We start from the raw sequence: 18,886 nt of genomic DNA on the forward strand, positions 1-18,886 counted from the left end.
GTTATCGACGTGTCTGTCGATAGGCTAGTGGGGTAGAGCCGGTCCATGCTTTGAAGGCTCGGATGAAGGCGCTGGGTTCAGAAAACCCGACTAGCGTGGCGATTTCCTCGATCTTGTATTTATTTTGGAACAATAAGTTCACCGCTAAGTCGCGTCGAGTTTGCATTTTGATTTCTTTGAAACTCAACTCCTCGGCTTGTAATCTGCGGTGCAACACTTGCTGGCTCATTTGAAAGTGTGTGGCGGCTTCTCTTAAAGTCGCCTTGTAGTTGCCTTGCTTAATATTGCGTTCTAACCACTGCCTGACTTGGTCACCGATTACGCGATAATTTTTCGGTTGATACAGTAATGATAAGTTTGTGCCACGTAGGTATTGGTCAAGCGTTTCGGGTGTTTGCACGATTTCGAGATCCAAAAAGCGCAATGGGAAGGTCATGCTGCAGACTTCGTCGTCGTAGCTAATCGGCGCGCCGTAAAACAACGGGCGGTATTGGTCAGCGTATTCTGGTTCGGCGTGTTCAAAGGCCACGTGGTCTAACGGAATAAACTGCCCGCCAAGCCAGCAATGGAAGCGGTGGATCGACGACAATATGGCTTCCGCTAAATAGTTATTGAGTGGGCGCTGGCCATCAATTGGTGACAGCGTGTAGCTAATTTGTTCACCGTCGATAAGCACATCGTGCTGGTAGCCGTTCTGGAATAAGTTCCAAAATTTCGCGGCACGTTTGAGCGAACGGCGAATGTTGCGCGCACTAATGCAGCTGCGGCACATCATATTAAAGCTACCCAAGCGTTGCTTGCGGTGCGTTAAGCCGAGGCATTCGTCGTCCAGAGTTTTCATGATTTCGATAGCAAAAGCGGCGAACGATTTCAGTGGCACGCGCGTGCCGCGCTTCGACAAAGCGAGGCGAGAGATTCCGTTGCGCAGCAAGATGGGGTCGCACTCAAGCCCCTGCTGCTGAGCGCCCTCTAGCAACATGGCAACAAAACAAGCATCAATCGTCACGTCCTTCATTTGACAATTAAAGCACATTTATAGCGACTGTTTAATAAAAACTGCCCATTTATTCGATAGCTTCTGTCATTGTGCCTTGACGCTCACCACGTAGAATATTTTTAAGATGTTTTAACCCAATCCTCGAGGACACCAATGAGTAACACAGCATACATTTACGATGCCGTGCGGACACCGCGCAGTAAAGGCAAAAAGGATGGCAGTTTGCATGAAGTTAAACCTATCGATTTGGGCGCAGGCCTGCTGAGAGAGTTACAGTCACGCAACGACTTAGATACCTCTCAGGTGGACGATGTGGTTATGGGGTGTGTGTCTCCGGTTGGCGAGCAGGGCAGTGATATTGCCAAAATGATTGTGCAAAATGCGGGCTGGGATGAGTCAGTTTCCGGTGTTCAACTTAATCGTTTTTGCGCTTCTGGCTTAGAGGCAATTAATATGGCCGCGGCCAAGGTCGCGGCGGGCTGGGAACAGTTAGTGGTAGCCGGTGGTATTGAGTGTATGTCACGCGTGCCAATGGGTTCCGATGGTGGCGCAATGGGAATGGACGCAGCGTTTGCTGTTCAAGAAAGTTTCGTGCCGCAAGGTATAGGTGCTGACACCATTGCAACCATTGATGGCTACTCACGCGAAGACGTTGATGCCTACGCTTTGGAATCGCAAAAGCGTGCAGCACATGCGCGCGATAGCGGTTGGTTCGATGGCTCGGTTATTCCAGTTAAAGATAAAAACGGCGTGACTATTTTGCAGCGCGATGACTTTATCAAACCAGATTCGACTATGCAGGGTTTGGGCGGTTTACGTGCGTCGTTTGCCGAGATGGGTAAGTACGGCTTTGACGATATTATTATCAAGAAGTACAACGAGTTAGAGCGCGTGAATCACGTACACACACCAGGCAACTCGTCGGGTATTGTGGATGGTGCGAGTGCTGTTCTAATCGGTAGTCAGCAAGCTGGCAAAGACTTAGGTCTAACTGCACGCGGCAAGGTAGTCGCTACCTCGATTATCTCAACGGATCCAATCATCATGTTGACCGGCCCAGGCCCGTCGGCACACAAAGCGTTGAAAACAGCTGGGTTGACCGTTGCGGATATCGACCTTTGGGAAATCAATGAAGCGTTTGCCTCGGTGGCGTTGCGCTATATGCGTGATTTAGGTATCGATCACTCTATTACCAATGTGGTCGGTGGTTCGATTGCGATGGGACATCCGTTGGGCGCAACCGGCGGTTGTATTCTGAGCTCCATGCTTGACGAACTAGAGCGTCGCGACTTACGTCGTGGCATGTTATCTCTCTGTGTCGGTGGCGGCATGGGTATTTCAACCATCATCGAACGTGTTTAAACGGACAGGATCAGAGCAATGAGTGTATTTAAGTACGAAAAAGATCAAGACGGCATCGTGTTAGTAACGATGGATATGAGTGGCCCGGTTAATGCGATGAATGCCGAGTACCATACCGCGATGAACGAAACTATGGCTAAACTAGAAGCCGAGCAAGGTTTGACTGGTGTGGTTATTGCATCGGCTAAAAAGGTATTCTTCGCCGGTGGCGATTTGAACGACCTATTGGCGGCTAAGCGCGAAGACGCGGAAGAGTTTTTCAATGCTGGTGAAGCAATGAAAGGTGATTTACGCCGTCTCGAAAAACTAGCGGTTCCTGTTGTTGCCGCCATCAATGGTGCTGCATTGGGCGGTGGTTATGAGATTTGCTTGGCGTGTAATCATCGAATTGCATTCAACCATAAATCGGTGCAAATCGGTTTGCCAGAATGTTCGCTCGGTTTGTATCCAGGTGGTGGTGGTGTGGTTCGGTTGACCAAGCTAATTGGGGTTGAAAAAGCCTTACCGTATATCCTAGAAAGCAAGCGTTTAGAGCCAGAGAAAGCATTGGCTGCTGGCTTGATTGACGCTACTGTCGATTCATTAGATGAACTTATTCCGGCCGCCAAGGCATTCATCTTAGCCAGCAAAGGTGATGATGAAGCGGCAGTACAGCCGTGGGATCGCAAAGCTTATCGAATTCCAGGTGGGGCGATTAACTCGCCGCGTAATGCACAGTTAGCGGTTATGGCGCCGACCATGTTGCATCAGAAAACGCGTGGCTTAATGCCACAGATGACTGCCGCGATGGATGTCGCTTTTCAGTCGTCGATGCTTGATGTGGATACCGCGTTGCGAATCGAAGGGCGTGAGTTTGCCAGAGTGGCGACTGGGCCAGTTGCCAAGAACATGATTTCTACGTTCTTCTTTCAGCTGAACCAAATCAACGGTGGCGCTAGCCGACCTAAAAATATCGAGAAACAAGTTACTCGCAAAGTTGGTATTTTAGGCGCGGGCATGATGGGGCAAGGCGTTGCCTATGTGTCTGCCATGGCTGGTATTGAAGTTGTGCTTAAAGACATTTCCTTGGAAGCTGCCGAAAAAGGTAAGGCTTACTCACAGAAATTGTTGGACAAGCGTGTGACTCGCGGCCAAATGACTGAGGAAAAAGCGCAATCGGTAATGGATTTGATTTTGCCAACCGACAAGAACGAAGACTTAAACGGTTGCGACTTAATCATTGAAGCGGTGTTCGAGAACATTGGTTTGAAACACAAAATTACCAAAGAGATCGAGCCATGCTTGTCTGAAGACGGGTTTTGGGGTTCGAATACGTCGACGTTGCCAATCACGCAACTCGCAGAAGCCAGTGCTAAGCCTGAGAACTTTATTGGAATTCACTTCTTCTCGCCAGTTGATAAAATGCCATTGGTTGAGATTATTTGCGGTGAAAAGACCAGCGACGAAGCATTGGCTAAAGCCTTTGACTACACAATGCAGATTCGCAAAACGCCGATCGTGGTTAATGATTCACTGGGCTTTTTCACGTCACGTACTTTTGGTACTTACTTAGACGAAGCCGCACATTTACTAACTGAAGGCACGCATCCAAAGCGCATCGACAATCTTGGTAAAGCAATCGGCATGCCGGTTGGACCGCTACAAATTCAAGATGAAACCAGTCTCGAGCTGAGTCGTAAAGCCCAAGAAACCTGGGCTGAGATGGGCGTAACCGATAAATGGGGCAATGGTGACGTGATCCGTCGCGTGATCAAAGACTTGATTACCGATAACGGTCGCGGTGGCCGCTACCACGGTGGTGGATATTATGAATATCACGAAGACGGTTCTAAGAATATCTGGCCGCCATTGTACGATCTGTATTACAACGCGGATTACCAAATCAGCGATGACGATATCAAAGACCGCCTAATGTTCCGTCAGGTTATCGAAACCTTAAAGTGCTTGGAAACCGGCGTATTACGTTCTGTTGCCGATGGCAATATTGGGTCAATCTTCGGAATAGGTGCGCCAGCGCATACCGGCGGATTTATCCAGTTTGTTAATACCTATGGTTTGGATAATTTCATTACGCGCTGCGCCGAGCTGGAACAAGCTTTCGGTGAGCGATTTGCGTGTCCTGAAATCGTCAAGCAGCATGCCAAAGAAGGTAAGCAGTTCGCCTAAGGCTTATTATCACTAACCAAATGGTCGCCCCTATGTCTGAATATCAGTATATCAATTACACGATAAGCAATCGGGTGGCGACCATCGCACTCAATACGCCGAAGTCACTAAACGCATTGCATCAAAAACTGCGTTTGGAACTGATTGAGTTAGTGCAACGCATCGAGCAAGACGACGAGGTTCGCGTCGTCGTCTTGACCGGTGAAGGCGAGGGCTTTTGCGCCGGTGCCGACCTCACCGAGGGCATGCCTGGTCACGATAATTTTGTTGATCAGTGCGCAGCTGAATACACTCCTTGGCTAATGGCTATTCATAATTCCAGCAAGTTATATATCGCTGCGGTTAATGGTGCAGCGGCTGGTGTCGGTAGCGCAGCGGTTATGAACTGTGATCTGATTGTCATGGCCGACAATGCGTTTTTGTATCAAGCCTTTTCAGCGATTGGACTCATTCCAGATGGCGGTGCTAGCTGGTTGTTACTGCAAAAAATGGGTTATCAGCGAGCCATGGAAATGGCAGTTGACGCGGGTCGTTTAACCGCGCAACAATGTCTTGAACTAGGTATTGCCAATAAAATTGTGCCTGCCGAGCAATTGCGGGAACAAACGCAAGCATGGGCTGAGCAGTTGGCAGCTGGCGCACCATTGGCGCAGACAGCACTCAAGAAAATCATGCGCTCAGCCTCGAGCATGACTTATGCCGAAGTGGTCGATGAAGAAGCTCGCGAACAAAGCAAGTTATTGGTGAGTGAAGACTCCGCTCAAGCTATTAAAGCATTCTTTGCTAAACAGAAACCGCAATTTAAAGGGCGTTAATCGCCGGTAGAATTATGATCAAGCGACTCTTTTCCTCATTCGGCTCAATGTTGGTTTCCCCCAAAAGGTTGGCGACTCGAAGTTGGGGTACAGAGTTTTATGCGCGAATGCTGCGGCGCTTATTGCAGCAAGGCAATCAACGAGACCTGCACTGGCTACGCGCCCAGATAGATGGCTCCGTTGTGCCCAGCCCCGCGTTGTTTAAAGTTAACGCTGTGATGCGTAATGTTGGCGGAGTTGATGTGGCAATGGTCAGTCCTAAATCGAGCGCACTGACCACGGCTAGCGAACAACGCGTCATTATTTATTTTCATGGTGGTGGCTATGTCTTCGGATCGCCCAAAAGTCATCATGGAGTGATTGCGCAACTCGCAGTGGACTCTAATTGTTTAGTGATTGCGCCGGATTATCGTTTGGCTCCCGAGCATCCATTTCCAGCGCCGCAAGATGATTGCTTGGCAGTGACCAAAGCGGTTGCTAAAGCGTATCCGCAGAGTCAGCTGATTCTAGCCGGCGATTCCGCTGGTGGTGCGTTGGCTATCATGGCAGCGCTTGAGTTGGGGGCCCTTGAGTTGGAGCAGAGTGCGCGAGCAGGAGGTTCTGGTGTTAAGGGAGCGGATCGCTTAGTGTTGCTGTCGCCATGGGTAGATCCGCTGGCCAGTGAAGGAACGATTCAGTCTAATGCCGACAATGATTTTTTGATTGGCCCATTTTTAGCTAAAAGTTATGGCGCATTAATGCAGTCTGACACCACTATTAGCCCCCGAGTTCGTGTGCTTGATGCTGATTTAACGCATCTTCCGCCAACCTTAATTCAGTGTGGCGACGGGGAGTTATTTTTTGATCAGATACAAGCCTTTGCTGAGCAAGCCGAACAAGCTGGTGCGGACGTTACGCTGAGCAATTTTGCCGGACAGTTCCATGTCTTTCAGGCGCTCTCGCCGGTGTTAAAAGATGCACGGCGAGCGATGCAAGAGATCGCTCGCTTTATTGTTGCCAAGTAATTGTCAACGAAGCGAGTTCAAATCACTCGTCGTCGCTTCGTTGAGTAAGGCAATTATTAGCTTGAGTCTACATTAATAGCCCAGTTTAAAAGCTAGGTTAAAAACTCGACTGAATCACCTAGTTCCGCACGACCTACATCAAATTGGTTGATCGGCGCTGACTCATCTGGGTATCCAAATGACAGGCCAAACATAATGGCGTGATTGTCAGGGATGTTCGCTAGCTCGTGAACCTTATCTGTGTACATGGCTAAAGCGCCTTGTGGGCAACTGCCTAAGCCGTTGGCGGTCATTAAGAGCATAACGGTTTGCAGGTAAATACCCATATCCACCGCGTTGATCTCGCTCATGGTTTTTGGCATTGAGAAAAAAGCCGCATGCGGAGCACCAAAGAACTGCCAGTTTCGCAGCATAAGTTGCTGGCGTTTGTCTTTTTCTTCGTACTTGATATCCATTGCATCGTACAAGGAAATCGCACAAGCAATTTGGCGTTTACGGTACTCATCTTTCAGGTTCTGATCGCCAGGCGTGAAGTGTGGCGTTGGAGTCTTGCCCGCCATAATGTCGCTCACCATGGATTTTTCAATTTCGTCGCGCGCGTTGCCCGATGCAACCACGACGTGCCAAGGCTGAGTATTGCAGTTAGATGGCGACTCTTGTGCCTCATGGAATATCTTTTGAATTAATTCTGGCGCAACCGGCTTGTCCTGATAAGCGCGGACCGAGCGACGTTTAATGATGGCTTCATTGAGATTCATTCAATGCTCTCCTAGTTAGAGTTTTGAGTATTAATGTGGTTCGTGTCTTGTCCGTATTCTAACGGAGTCTAGAGCCTGATCAATGACATACGGCTAATCAAAATGGACATCTATCTTCACATTTTGGCGTCATAGTGTCGATATTCTGTCGGATTACAATAAGATATGTCTATATTTTTGATGCCTCCTGCCATTGCTCCCAAGTTCTGGAATTTTACAATGGAGAGCATACAAATCAACCACGCAACTTTCCTCGCGATTAACCCCGCGACTAACCCCGTACGAGTTTAATGATGAGAAATTTTACCGAAGAGCAAACCATGTTTCGTGAAGCCTATCGCAAATTTTTGGAGCAAGATATTGCGCCGAATATGCCGCAATGGCGTGAGAATGGCATTGTCGACCGTGAAGCATTCACTAAAGCTGGCGCACAGGGCTTTTTGATGGTGTGGCCTGATGAAAAATATGGTGGTCTGGGTGACAGTGATTTTCGCTATGAGCAAATCATTATCGAAGAAACGGTGCGCCAACAATGTGGTGAGTGGTTTAACACCTTACACAGTCGCTTGGTCGGACCGTATTTGTATAAGTACGCGACGGAAGAGCAACGCGAGCGATTTCTACCGGGTTGCGTGAGCGGTGAGAAGATTCTGGCGATTGCCATGACTGAACCAGATGCTGGTAGCGATTTGTCGGGTATGCGAACTACCGTTAAAGACGCAGGTGATCACTTTGTTCTAAACGGTTCTAAAACCTATATTTCGAACGGTATCTTAGCCGACTATGTGGTGGTCGCAGCGAAGCTAGAAGGAGCAGAAAGCTCGCACGCCATGGTGCTAATGGTGGTTGAGCGTGGCATGGAAGGGTTTGAGCGAGGTCGCAATCTCGATAAAATGGGGCTAAAAGCACAAGATACGGCGGAGCTTTTCTTCAATAACGTAAAAGTACCCAAAGACAATGTGTTGGGCGAACCAGGCAAAGGTTTTTTCTATCTGATGGAAGGGCTGGCGGAAGAGCGCTTACTTAATGCTGTTGGTACTATTTCGAGCGCACGTAAAGCATTCGATGTGACCCGCGCCTTTGTTATGGAGCGTAAAGCATTTGGCAAAAAGGTCAGTGATTTTCAGAATACGCAGTTTACTATGGCTGAAATGGACGCCGAGATCGAAGTCGCTCAGGTCTATTTGGATCACTGCGTAGAGATGCATAACCAAGGCAAGCTGACGGCCAATATGGGGGCGAAGTTAAAATTGATTGGCGCGGAAACCGAGTGGAAAATGATGGACCTAGGTGTTCAGTTGCACGGTGGCGCAGGTTATATGCAGGAATATGATATTTGTCGTATGTTCACGGATGCGCGTATCAGCCGTATTTATGCTGGAACGTCGGAAATCATGAAACTGATTCTCGGGCGCGATATTTTTTCAGATTCATACCAGAGCTTGTTAGATTAATGGGCCCGCTACACGGACTCAAAGTCATTGAGATGTCAGCGATCGGCCCCGTGCCGCTCGCCGGCATGTTACTGGCGGATATGGGGGCTGATGTGGTTGTGCTTGATAAAGCCAACGATCCGTTTCGCTTCCCTGGTGATATTTTGCGACGCGGTAAGCGCGCAACTGAGCTGGATCTTAAATCCCCCGAAGACATCCAAGTCGCGAAGTCGTTAATCAGTTCGGCAGACATTCTGCTGGAAGGGTTTAGACCCGGTGTGATGGAGCGCTTAGGGCTTGGACCCGAGCAGTTTACGGTAGACAACCCTGGGCTTATTTTTGGTCGCATGACCGGTTGGGGACAAACTGGCCCGCGCGCGCAGACGGCTGGACACGACATCAATTATATTGCGTTGACCGGTGCGTTAAATGCGATAGGTCGTGCGAATGAAAACCCCGTGCCACCGTTAAATTTGGTCGGTGACTATGGCGGCGGTACGATGTTTTTGGTGATGGGAATTCTGGCTGCATTACATGAACGCACGTCATCGGGGCAAGGGCAGGTGGTCGACGCGGCCATTACCGAGGGCACGGCTAACTTGATGAGCTTGTTCTACAGCATGAGCCAGCTCGGTCTTTGGCAGACCCAACGTGGTGCTAATTTATTAGATTCGGCGGCACATTTTTATGACACCTACCAAACCAGTGACGATAAATTTATCTCAATAGGTGCGATAGAACCACATTTTTACGCTGAATTATGCGACAAGATGGCGCTGGACATGAGCGATTTTGGTAAGCAAAACGACCCGCGTAAGTGGCCAGAATTGAAAGCCAAACTTGCCGAGGTGGTCGCCACTAAGACGCGCGATGAGTGGACTGAAATCTTCGCCGGAAGTGACGCGTGTGTGGCGCCGGTACTCGATTTTAAAGAGGCTACTCAGGACCCGCATATGCAAGCACGCAATGCCTACATCACCATCAATGGTGTTGAACAACCGGCCCCGGCCCCGAAGTTTAGTCGGTCAGTGGAAATGGTTGACACAGCGGGCAGCGAGATTAGCGATATCAGTTCGGTATTGGCTGAGTGGCAAAAGTAGCGACCGACGTGCTGAGTCAACGTTGAGCGATGTGCGGGCGTTTTAATAATCATCTGCCGCGTATGCACGGTTGGTCCGAAATGCTCGGAAGTTGGCCGGCGGTGCCGCTCAGTTATAACGTAGCTCCCAGTTCTAAGATTGCTGCGTTTTTCGCAAGCGACGACCGTCAGCTGCTCGGTGCAGCGATGCGTTGGGGTATGGTTCCTTCGTGGGCGCGCGAGTTTACCTCAAAGTATGCGACATTTAATGCGCGCCTAGAGTCGCTAGCAGAAAAACCAACTTTTGCTGATGCCTGGAAAATGCGGCGGCGCTGTGTTATTCCGATGGCGGGTTATTATGAGTGGCGACAGAATGAGCACGGTGAGAAACAACCGGTGTACATTAGCGACCAAGAGACCGGCTTATTGGTTGCTGCGGGTCTCTATGAGCCATGGGCGGATCAACTCTCCTGCACGATGATTACCAAAGCGGCGATCACGCCATTGAAGGACATTCATCATCGCATGCCGATCCTGCTTACTCAGCAGGCTGGGCAGGACTGGTTGCACGGTGATTCATTAAAGCTAGATGCGACAAAACAGCAGCTGATGGCTGCCAAATCACCCAATGTGGTGTATTGGCCGGTGAGTCGAGCCGTGGGGAATCCACGCAACGACAATGCCAAACTTATTGATGCCGTCGATACGGACTGAGCGCTCAACAGGGCTAGCTGATTAACGGTACGTGCTCGGTCGGTCGACGATGGTTGCAATCGACTGCTCGGTGAATAGCGGGATACTGTTAGGTTCATCGTCGCGGCGCTCACTGGCTCGGGCCAGCGCAGCCATATGCTGCTGCCATAGGTCGAGTGTGCTGTGTTGTTGTTTGTTGAGACCTGACCCTAGGACATTAAATTTTCGTGTTTTCTTCATCTTTGATTCCGTTACTAGATTGTCGACTACTCGATTTTTACGTTCTACCAGAGGTTTAGTTTCCTCTAGCAAACTGATTATGGCTCTCGATGCCGCCGCTTACATCACCTAAATAGGTGAATTTTTGAATAAATTGACCATATTGACGTTGTGACCCTAGTTTTAACGTTGCTAATCAACCCGACGTGCGTCTGTCGAGTAAACAAGCTAATATACGTTTCTTGCTTTGATAGCAGCTTTTTTTTGCACCTGCATGCGGCAAGCGATTAGAATCGCAAATACTTGAAAATAAATAGAAAACGAGAAGACCGATATGGCGAAAGTAGTTCTTTGCTCCGAATTGGGTAGTGGCTCCCGTGCATTAGCGAGATTAGCTGACTGTGCCGATGAACTGAAAACTCAAGGGCACTCAGTTCGCCTTGTGTGTAGCGATATAGCCGCAGCACACCGCAATGAGTCTTTCGCCAAAATATCCATTTTTCAGGCTCCAAAGCCAGTCTTGCCGAAACGCGACAAGTCCTGGCGTCTGCAAAACTTCACATCGATTTTGTTGGCCAATGGGTTTGATAGTCCAGCCACATTGACGCCCGTGTTGCGCAGCTGGTTACACACTTTAGCTACATTGGATGTGGATTTGGTGGTTACCGACGGTGCACCGGTGGCGACACTAGCCGCAAAATTATTGATGGTTCCATGTGCGATGGTTGGAAATGGGTATTCAGTTCCACCGAAAACCAATCCGCTTCCAAGTTTGGCTCCGTGGAAAACGACGGAGGGTCTACAGGCGCAGTTAGAAGAGGGCGACCAACGTTTAGTCGCAACTGTTAATAGTTCTATTCAAGCACTAAATTTCGAGAAAGTAGTGCTTAAGGAAGCGTATGAGATTTACTCACATGCTGATCAGTGGGTCATGTCGTTCGCTGAAATCGACCACTATGGTCGCCGCGAAGCCGACTATGTGGTGCGCTGGACCAGGAGTAGTACAGCCGTTGATCCGGTATGGCCACATTCCCCCGGAACTAAAATATTTGCCCAGCTCGATGCGAAGTCGCCGCACTTGACCGCCGTGCTGGAGCAACTCGCACGCCGAGGTGATCCGACCTTGGTGGTTATTCCTAACGCCGAGGACAGTTGGATTAAGCAGAACCAAGTCCGAAATATCAAAATTCAGAATGAGTTAGTTAATATTCGCCGCGTTATCGAGCAGTGCCGGGTGGTTATTAATAACTGCAACCATGATTTGATTTATGAATTGTTGATTACCGGTACGCCGTCTATTCTGTTGCCGAATAACCCCGAAAATATGTTGTTAGCTTATCGTGTGGCGAAACGAAAACTAGGCTTTCCTGGGCCAGCTAAACCCGACGGTTTAGATCTTAATAAGCTGATCGAGAAGGCGACGACTAGCGATCAGATTTGGGCCAACGCATCGCGAATGAGCCTTAAGTATGAAAACCATCATACCTTATCGCGTTTACATCAGTTGATCGCCGCCAAATTGGAGAAATAGGCGGCCTTGCTGACTTGTCATCTCACGTGCCGTAACTGTGAACGTTAATTATACCGACCAGCCGCCGGAGCTGATTGCCGCTGCCTTAGATTGGGTGCGGTCCGGCTCTCGGGTGGTGCTAGCTACCTTGGTTAATATTGAAGGTAATGCGCCGTATCCGCTTGGTACCCAGATGCTGGTCAATGAACAAGGCGATTACCTAGGGCAAATGACCGGCGGTTGTGCTGAGCGAGCGATTGCCGATCAAGCGCTGCTCGCGCTCCAGCAAGAACGGAATCAAGCGCAACGTTACGGACTCGGCTCGCCGTTTTTTGATATTAAATTGCCGTGTGGCTCAGGCATTGATGTGTATTTTGATTGCCAACAAACTGAACCGTCATTGCTGCATTTGCTAACCCAGCTAGAGGCTCGCCAGGTCGTGCCGATGCAAGTTGGTCAGTATCAAAAAACCTATGTTCCGACGCCGCGACTAATGTTGTTTGGGCAAGGCCCAATTATGCAATCGCTGACAAAATTGGCGATGGCGACTGGCTATGATGTGGTGTGTTGCGTGCAGAATGACGACACTAAAGCGCAGCTAGAAGCGCACGGATTTTGTACTGAACCCTTGGCGCGCGCGATCGACATTGCTTCGGCTGCGGATAGCTTTTCGGCGGTGGTTTCATTGTTTCATGAGCATGATTTAGAAATTCCTATTTTACAGCGAGCGGTTGAATCGCCGGCTTTTTATATTGGCGCCTTAGGAAGTAAACGAACTCACGCGTCACGCTTGGTCAGTTTAGAGACGCAGGGTGTCAAGCCGGGTCTTTTATCAAAAATACATGGGCCAGTCGGTATGGATATCGACGCCACGACTCCGAGTCAAATAGCCGTATCTATTTTGGCGGAGATGGTTGCGGTGATGAATCGTATCCATGGCTGATACTAAGACGGATTGCATTGTTCTCGCCGCCGGGCACAGTCGTCGGTTTGGTGCTGCCAAATTAATGCACACAATGCCGGATGGACGTGCGCTGATTGAACACACCATTGCTATCTATCAAGCGGTGTTTGATGTGGTGCATGTGGTGGCGCGTGACGACGACCTAGAGCTGCAGGCGCTGCTTAATCGTGTCGGCGCCATGCCGATTATCAATACGCGTGCTGAACAAGGAATGAGTCAGAGTATTGTCGCTGGTATACGCAGCAGTGATGCCCAATGCGGCATACTAATTGCGCTTGGCGATATGCCTTATGTAGATGTTGATACAGTACGAAAAATAGCGGCTGAGCTGCATGCCGATAATATAGTAATGCCACGCTGCCAAGGCCGGATAGGAAATCCGGTGGCGTTTGGCGTGGCGTATTTTGATGAACTTTTACGGCTCAACGGTGATGCGGGCGCGCGCGCGCTGATTAATCAGAATCTTGCAAACGTCACGTCAGTTGAGGTCAGCGATAAAGGGATTTTTAAGGATATTGATACGCCGCAAGACTTGCTTAGTCGGACTTAGCAAAATCAGTCAAGGCGCTGTCGGTTAAACGGTATACCGTCCATTCATCTTGTGGCTTGGCACCAATCGCTTGGTAAAACTTAATGGCGGGCTCATTCCAGTTCAGCACACTCCATTCAACTCGTCCACAGTCATTCTCAACCGCAATTTTGGCGAGGGATTGTAACAGGCTCTTGCCCACGCCGGAGCCGCGGGTTTCGGGCTTAACATATAAGTCTTCTAAGTAAATTCCATGACGCCCTAACCAGGTTGAGAAACTAAAAAAGTAGATCGCGAATCCCACCGCCTTGGAATCAATTTCGGCGATTAAGCCGAACACTTTAGGGCTGGCGCCAAATAACACTCGCTGTAAATGCTGCTCAGTTGCGATTACCGCCTCCGGTTCTTTTTCATACAGTGCTAAATCGTGAATGAACTGTAAAATTTGCGGTATGTCAGCGGGTGTTACGGGTCGAATGTGGGGCGTGGTCATGATTTGTCTCTGTTTGGCTGCTTTAAAGAGAAGGTTAGGTCGTGAAATTTGTCGGTGAGTGCTAACTGCTGGCGATGTCGGCGTAGCTTGCGTTAGTTAATCGGCATAGGTCGGCGGCACTTAATTCAATCTCAAGTCCGCGGCGACCAGCACTCACGTATATCGTTGCATGCTTATTGGCAGAAGAATCCAAAAAGGTTCGAAGTGGCTTTTTTTGTGCAATTGGGCTGACACCACCTAAAAGGTAGCCAGTCACGCGTTGCACCTTTTGTTTGTCGGCCATTTCAATCTTTTTTACGCCGGCGGCACTGGCTAAGGCTTTGAGATTCAATTGCTTTGATACCGGTACAATTCCGACAATTAACTCGCCGTTAGGGCATGTGGTAACTAGGGTTTTGAAGACTTGATCAGGCGTTAGCCCCAGTTGCTCAGCGGCCTCGGTGCCATAGGACTGACTGTGTGGGTCGTGTTGATAGCTATGAACGGTGTAAGCGGTCGATGATGCTTCTGCTAGGTCGATGGCGGGTGTCATGGTTTTGTTATTTGCTAATGGTGGCTAAATAATACCGGCTTGCTGGTAAATGTTAATGCTACGCCTAGAGCGCATTAAGGATTGATCACTGTATAATTTGTCGTCTGTGAGGTAATTAACCTGTCTTTAGCGCGTTGTTTAACATGGCTAGTACTCTGTCAATTAAAGTTATCCCTAATTCTTCGGTTAATCAAGTTGTTGGTTACGTCGGTGACTTGCTTAAGGTGAAAGTCATGGTGGCGCCGGAAAAAGGTAAAGCCAATAAGGCGGTCGTTAAAGTACTGGCAGCCGCCTTGTCGATACCCGCTAGCCATGTGAGTGTGGCTACTGGTCAAACCAATTCACTAAAAACATTGTCGATCGAGGGTTTGACCGATCAAGAATTGGATTTGGCGCTGAGCCAGTATCGTTGAATTGGTGGTTGTTATTGGACTAACTCGCCGGCATTCGAGTTGATGGCTTTTAGGGTGGCATACATGGCCGCCACCACCTGATTTGAATGTACTCCGCGAGTGGTCATTTTACGGCCTGTAGCAAGTTCCCAAGTAATTGACGCCTCGGTGAGTGCGTTGGTTTTTCCGCCTTTGGGGATATGTACTTGGTAGTCGATCAGCTTAGGGCGAGTTAGCTCAGGGTAGTCGATCAAAATTTCATCCAGCGCACGCGCGAAGGCGTCATAAGCTCCGTTGCCTTCGCCTTTCTCACTTAATGTTTTGCCATCTACCGAGACCGTTAGCTCGACACTCGATTTTCCACTAAGTGGGCTAAACGTGGCGCAATCGATCAACATTACACGCGCTGCGTCGTTGCTTCCCAGTACGTCGGCGATTATGAAGGGCAGGTCTTCCGGTGTGATAATTTGCTTGGAGTCGCCTAATTGAATGACTTTGGCGAGGACTTTCTTTTGGTCTTCGTCGCTTAATGAAATTCCCATTTCATCTAGGTTCTGTTCGAGTGATGCCTTGCCGGCTAGCTTGCCGAGGGCATAGGTGCGTTTGCGTGCAAAGCGTTCAGGAGTTAGATGAGTAACGTAGAGATTGGCTTTTTTATCACCGTCGGCGTGAATGCCAGCCGTTTGGGTGAATACATCACTGCCCAGTATCGGCGCATTGCAGGCGACGAATTTGCCTGAAAAGCTTTCAACCATTTGACTGATGTCGACAATGTGCTCCTCGGCAATGTTGAGGTCGATACCCATTTTATCGCGTAACACGACGGCCACTTCGGCCAGGGATGCGTTGCCAGCACGTTCGCCCAAACAATTCACCGTACAGTGAATAGAGTGTATTCCGGCATCCACCGCTGCCATGACATTTGCCGTTGCTAAGCCATAGTCGTTGTGAGGATGAAAGTCGAATGATAACGCTGGGAAGCGTGTGACCATGTCGCCAATTGCTGCAGTGACTTCATCGGGCGACATGACCCCTAACGTATCTGGCAGCATAAAGTGTCCAATCTTACGATCTTTCAGAGATTCCACTAAGTGATATACGTACTCTGGTGCGTCGCGGTAGCCATTTGACCAATCCTCCAGATACACATTGACGTTGACACCTTGTTGTTCCGCGTAATCAATAGTTTTGTGAATGTTTTCGATGTGTTGTTCAGGGGTCTGGCGTAGTTGCTTGCGGCAATGGTTTTCACTGCCTTTGGTCAACAGGTTGATCACTTTGCCACCAGCGCCAACAATCCAATCGATGCTTCGGTTGTGATCCACAAAGCCGAGTACTTCGACGCGTTCTAAGTAGCCTTTGTCTTTCGCCCACGCATTAATTTTACGCACCGCCTCTTGCTCTCCGGCAGACACGCCAGCGGAAGCTACCTCGATACGGTCAACCTTTAAGCGGCCCAATAATGCCTGTGCCAGACTGACCTTTTCACTTGGTGCAAACGATACGCCTTGAGTTTGCTCACCGTCGCGTAAAGTGGTGTCCATTAAGGTTATTTGGGGCTTGTTTGGCATAGGGGTTTCTCAGAACGTCGACTCTTGACTATATCGAGTTTTGTTTAGGAAATAAAAGGCTTTAACCGAATTTGTAGTGCACTGTCTGCCGGTTGATACTGGCATATGAGTAGCTTTGCTCCAGGGCTAAACGCAAAAAGGGTGGCATTGCCACCCTTACTGCACTCAATGGGTCTGGTTACGACGCCCAAAGCCAAGGAAAACGTTGCTTATGGGTGACTTCGTATTCATCGATTCGGTCGGTCTGTTTAAGCGTTAAACCAATATCGTCTAGACCTTCTAACAAATTGTGCTTACGGAAACCGTCGATATCAAAGGTGATTTCGATGCCGCCCGGTGTGGTAACGCGTTGATGTTCAAGGTCAACGGTAAACGCGACGCCTTCATTTTCAGAAATCTCAGCCATTACTGCTTTGAGGACATCCGGTTCTACTACGATAGGCAAGATGCCATTCTTGAAGCAGTTGTTGTAGAAAATATCGGCAAAGCTGGTAGAGATTATGGTGTTGAAACCGTAATCGTCAATGGCCCAAGGGGCATGCTCTCGAGAGGACCCGCAGCCGAAATTATCGCCAGCTACAAGAATTTTTGCGCCGTCGAAGTTTGGGTTGTTGAGCTCGAAATCCGGGTTTAGTGTGCCGTCTTCGAGATAGCGCCAGTCGTGAAACAAATGGATTCCAAACCCTGTTCGTTCAACTTTCTTTAAGAATTGTTTGGCGATGATTTGATCAGTATCGACATTGCTGCGATTCATTAAGGCCGCAACACTCGTATGTTTTGTGTATTTTTCCATGATTGTGGCTCCTAGCCTAGTAGTTAGTGCCTATGCTTGTTCAAGCGTTCGGATATCGACAAAGTGCCCAGCGGCGGCAGTTGCTGCTGCCATTGCGGGAGAAACGAGGTGGGTTCGACCACCTTTACCTTGTCGGCCTTCGAAATTACGATTCGATGTCGACGCGCAGCGTTCACCGGGTTTAAGTTGGTCGCCGTTCATCGCCAAGCACATAGAACAACCTGGTTCACGCCACTCCCAGCCCGCATCAGTGAATATTTTGTCTAAACCTTCCTGCTCAGCTTGTTCTTTTACTAAGTACGAGCCTGGTACGGCAATCGCGGTGACATTGGCCGGCACTTTAGTGCCTTTGGCGATCTCGGCAGCGGCCCGAAAGTCCTCAATACGTGAGTTAGTACACGAACCAAGAAACACAAAGTCGACCGCGATGTCCGTCATCTTAGTGCCGGACTCTAAACCCATATAGCCTAAGGCGCTTTCACAGGCGATTCGTTTGCCTTCGATGCTGAAGTCAGATGGGAAGGGTACTGATTGATCGACTGGAACAACTTGCTCAGGTGATGTGCCCCAGGTAACTTGTGGTGCAATGTCTTCGGCTCGCAATTTCACAACGTGGTCAAATGCCGCGCCGTCGTCGCTGGGTAATGATTTCCAGTAGGCTAGTGCTTGCTCCCATTGCTCACCTTTGGGCGCGAACTCTTTGCCTTCTAGAAAGTCATAGGTCTTTTGGTCTGGTGCTACTAATCCAGCGCGTGCGCCGGACTCGATTGCCATATTGCATAGCGTCATGCGACCCTGCATCGACAGCGCTTCAATCGCTTCGCCGGCGTATTCAATGACGTAGCCGTTACCGCCAGCCGTGCCAATTTCGCCGATAATGGCTAATGCAATGTCTTTCGCGGTGCTGAATTTAGACAGTTTGCCGTCGACTTGCACCAACATGGTTTTGGACTTTGATTGTGGCAGGCATTGAGTTGCCATCACATGCTCAACCTCAGACGTGCCGATGCCGAATGCTAAGGCACCAAAAGCGCCGTGGGTTGCGGTATGTGAATCGCCGCATACCGTAGTCATGCCGGGATGGACAAAGCCGTGTTCTGGCACGACTACGTGAATGATTCCATTATTCTTGCTTTTCATGTCGTACAACGTCAGCCCGTGGTGCTGGCAGTTGTCCATCATGGTTTGCACTTGTTTAGCGCCAATTGGATCGGGTAAGTTAATGCGGTCCTTGAGCTTGGTTGGCACGCAATGGTCCAAGGTGGCAAGAATACTATGTGGATTACGAATCGGGCGATCCGCAATTTTCAGTCCTTCGAACGCTTGTGGTGACGTTACTTCGTGCATTAGATGACGGTCAACGTACATTAATGGCGCTTGGCCCGGCTCTTGGTGCACAAAGTGTGCGTCCCAGATTTTTTCGTACATGGTTTTAGCCATGGGTTACCTCTTGGAAAAACGTTCAACAACAATGAGTTAAGCTTTATTCAAGGGTCGCTTGAACGACCTTGAGCAACAGGGCTGAGCCTGTAATTGAGTAAATCATAGCAAAGCTCATTGATAAATCAAATTCATTG

At 49.2% G+C, this 18,886-nt stretch carries 19 protein-coding genes; 11 read left to right on the forward strand and 8 right to left on the reverse strand.

Annotated features, from left to right (window positions below; genetic code table 11):
• Nucleotide 1: 1 nt before the first annotated feature.
• On the reverse strand, nt 2–1,015 hold the full coding sequence (locus DFR28_RS15205; RefSeq protein ID WP_211317009.1) for an AraC family transcriptional regulator: 1,014 nt from the start codon (nt 1,013–1,015) through the stop codon (nt 2–4).
• A 135-nt stretch (nt 1,016–1,150) separates the two neighbouring features.
• Here DFR28_RS15205 and DFR28_RS15210 point away from each other — a divergent pair, with 135 nt between their 5' ends.
• From DFR28_RS15210 to DFR28_RS15225, 4 genes are read left to right on the forward strand one after another with little or no spacing between them, the layout of a single operon-like run.
• Nucleotides 1,151–2,359 carry an acetyl-CoA C-acetyltransferase gene (locus DFR28_RS15210; RefSeq protein WP_113955229.1) on the forward strand — a complete coding sequence of 403 codons (1,209 nt, stop codon included), beginning with the start codon at nt 1,151–1,153 and terminating at the stop codon, nt 2,357–2,359.
• Nucleotides 2,360–2,377: 18 nt separating this feature from the next.
• Nucleotides 2,378–4,525 (forward strand): 3-hydroxyacyl-CoA dehydrogenase NAD-binding domain-containing protein, encoded by a 2,148-nt coding sequence (locus tag DFR28_RS15215; RefSeq protein ID WP_113955230.1) that lies wholly within the window; start codon nt 2,378–2,380, stop codon nt 4,523–4,525.
• 32 nt (nt 4,526–4,557) lie between these two features.
• Nucleotides 4,558–5,340, forward strand: a complete 783-nt coding sequence (locus DFR28_RS15220; RefSeq protein WP_170132124.1) for an enoyl-CoA hydratase/isomerase family protein — start codon at nt 4,558–4,560, stop codon at nt 5,338–5,340.
• Between the two features lie 14 nt (nt 5,341–5,354).
• A complete protein-coding gene (locus DFR28_RS15225) occupies nt 5,355–6,344 on the forward strand; it encodes an alpha/beta hydrolase (RefSeq protein WP_113955232.1) in 990 nt (329 codons plus the stop codon).
• 92 nt (nt 6,345–6,436) lie between these two features.
• On the opposite strand, the gene DFR28_RS15230 is transcribed toward DFR28_RS15225, so the two are convergent.
• Nucleotides 6,437–7,102, reverse strand: coding sequence for a nitroreductase (locus DFR28_RS15230; RefSeq protein WP_113955233.1), 666 nt, complete (start codon nt 7,100–7,102; stop codon nt 6,437–6,439).
• Nucleotides 7,103–7,395: 293 nt separating this feature from the next.
• Between DFR28_RS15230 and DFR28_RS15235 the strand changes: the two genes are divergently transcribed.
• Genes DFR28_RS15235 through DFR28_RS15245 form a run of 3 tightly spaced genes read left to right on the forward strand, consistent with a single transcriptional unit; the run spans nt 7,396 to nt 10,327 of the window.
• Nucleotides 7,396–8,556: an acyl-CoA dehydrogenase family protein gene (locus DFR28_RS15235; protein WP_113955265.1), complete on the forward strand. Its 1,161-nt coding sequence runs from the start codon at nt 7,396–7,398 to the stop codon at nt 8,554–8,556.
• On the forward strand, nt 8,556–9,635 hold the full coding sequence (locus tag DFR28_RS15240) for a CaiB/BaiF CoA transferase family protein (protein ID WP_113955234.1): 1,080 nt from the start codon (nt 8,556–8,558) through the stop codon (nt 9,633–9,635). Before DFR28_RS15235 ends, DFR28_RS15240 begins: the two co-directional genes overlap by 1 nt.
• A gap of 29 nt (nt 9,636–9,664) precedes the next feature.
• Nucleotides 9,665–10,327 carry an SOS response-associated peptidase gene (locus tag DFR28_RS15245; RefSeq protein ID WP_113955235.1) on the forward strand — a complete coding sequence of 221 codons (663 nt, stop codon included), beginning with the start codon at nt 9,665–9,667 and terminating at the stop codon, nt 10,325–10,327.
• A gap of 21 nt (nt 10,328–10,348) precedes the next feature.
• Here DFR28_RS15245 and DFR28_RS15250 read toward each other — a convergent pair whose 3' ends face one another.
• A complete protein-coding gene (locus tag DFR28_RS15250) occupies nt 10,349–10,546 on the reverse strand; it encodes a hypothetical protein (protein WP_113955236.1) in 198 nt (65 codons plus the stop codon).
• A gap of 313 nt (nt 10,547–10,859) precedes the next feature.
• On the opposite strand from DFR28_RS15250, the gene DFR28_RS15255 reads away from it, so the two are divergent.
• The 3 genes from DFR28_RS15255 to DFR28_RS15265 are packed head-to-tail and all read left to right on the forward strand — an operon-like array spanning nt 10,860 to nt 13,549.
• Nucleotides 10,860–12,056: a glycosyltransferase family protein gene (locus DFR28_RS15255; RefSeq protein ID WP_113955237.1), complete on the forward strand. Its 1,197-nt coding sequence runs from the start codon at nt 10,860–10,862 to the stop codon at nt 12,054–12,056.
• Nucleotides 12,057–12,093: 37 nt separating this feature from the next.
• Nucleotides 12,094–12,978, forward strand: coding sequence for an XdhC family protein (locus DFR28_RS15260; RefSeq protein ID WP_113955238.1), 885 nt, complete (start codon nt 12,094–12,096; stop codon nt 12,976–12,978).
• A complete protein-coding gene (locus DFR28_RS15265) occupies nt 12,971–13,549 on the forward strand; it encodes a nucleotidyltransferase family protein (RefSeq protein WP_113955239.1) in 579 nt (192 codons plus the stop codon). Before DFR28_RS15260 ends, DFR28_RS15265 begins: the two co-directional genes overlap by 8 nt.
• Here DFR28_RS15265 and DFR28_RS15270 read toward each other — a convergent pair.
• Together DFR28_RS15270 and ybaK are read right to left on the reverse strand one after the other, a co-directional pair.
• Complete coding sequence (locus tag DFR28_RS15270) at nt 13,536–14,021, reverse strand: GNAT family N-acetyltransferase (protein WP_113955240.1); 486 nt, start codon at nt 14,019–14,021, stop codon at nt 13,536–13,538. The genes DFR28_RS15265 and DFR28_RS15270 overlap by 14 nt on opposite strands.
• A gap of 61 nt (nt 14,022–14,082) precedes the next feature.
• Nucleotides 14,083–14,553, reverse strand: a complete 471-nt coding sequence (ybaK, locus tag DFR28_RS15275) for a Cys-tRNA(Pro) deacylase (RefSeq protein ID WP_113955241.1) — start codon at nt 14,551–14,553, stop codon at nt 14,083–14,085.
• Between the two features lie 143 nt (nt 14,554–14,696).
• Between ybaK and DFR28_RS15280 the strand changes: the two genes are divergently transcribed.
• Nucleotides 14,697–14,966, forward strand: coding sequence for a DUF167 domain-containing protein (locus DFR28_RS15280; protein ID WP_113955242.1), 270 nt, complete (start codon nt 14,697–14,699; stop codon nt 14,964–14,966).
• Nucleotides 14,967–14,977: 11 nt separating this feature from the next.
• Here DFR28_RS15280 and DFR28_RS15285 read toward each other — a convergent pair whose 3' ends face one another.
• From DFR28_RS15285 to leuC, 3 genes are all read right to left on the reverse strand, one after another.
• The gene (locus DFR28_RS15285; protein ID WP_211317011.1) at nt 14,978–16,516 is read right to left on the reverse strand and encodes an alpha-isopropylmalate synthase regulatory domain-containing protein; all 1,539 of its coding nucleotides are present in this window, start codon (nt 16,514–16,516) and stop codon (nt 14,978–14,980) included.
• 178 nt (nt 16,517–16,694) lie between these two features.
• Complete coding sequence (leuD, locus tag DFR28_RS15290; RefSeq protein ID WP_113955244.1) at nt 16,695–17,309, reverse strand: 3-isopropylmalate dehydratase small subunit; 615 nt, start codon at nt 17,307–17,309, stop codon at nt 16,695–16,697.
• A 30-nt stretch (nt 17,310–17,339) separates the two neighbouring features.
• The gene (leuC, locus tag DFR28_RS15295; protein WP_113955245.1) at nt 17,340–18,749 is read right to left on the reverse strand and encodes a 3-isopropylmalate dehydratase large subunit; all 1,410 of its coding nucleotides are present in this window, start codon (nt 18,747–18,749) and stop codon (nt 17,340–17,342) included.
• Nucleotides 18,750–18,886: the final 137 nt, after the last annotated feature.

Source organism: Arenicella xantha, assembly GCF_003315245.1.
In the GTDB taxonomy this organism is placed as follows: domain Bacteria; phylum Pseudomonadota; class Gammaproteobacteria; order Arenicellales; family Arenicellaceae; genus Arenicella; species Arenicella xantha.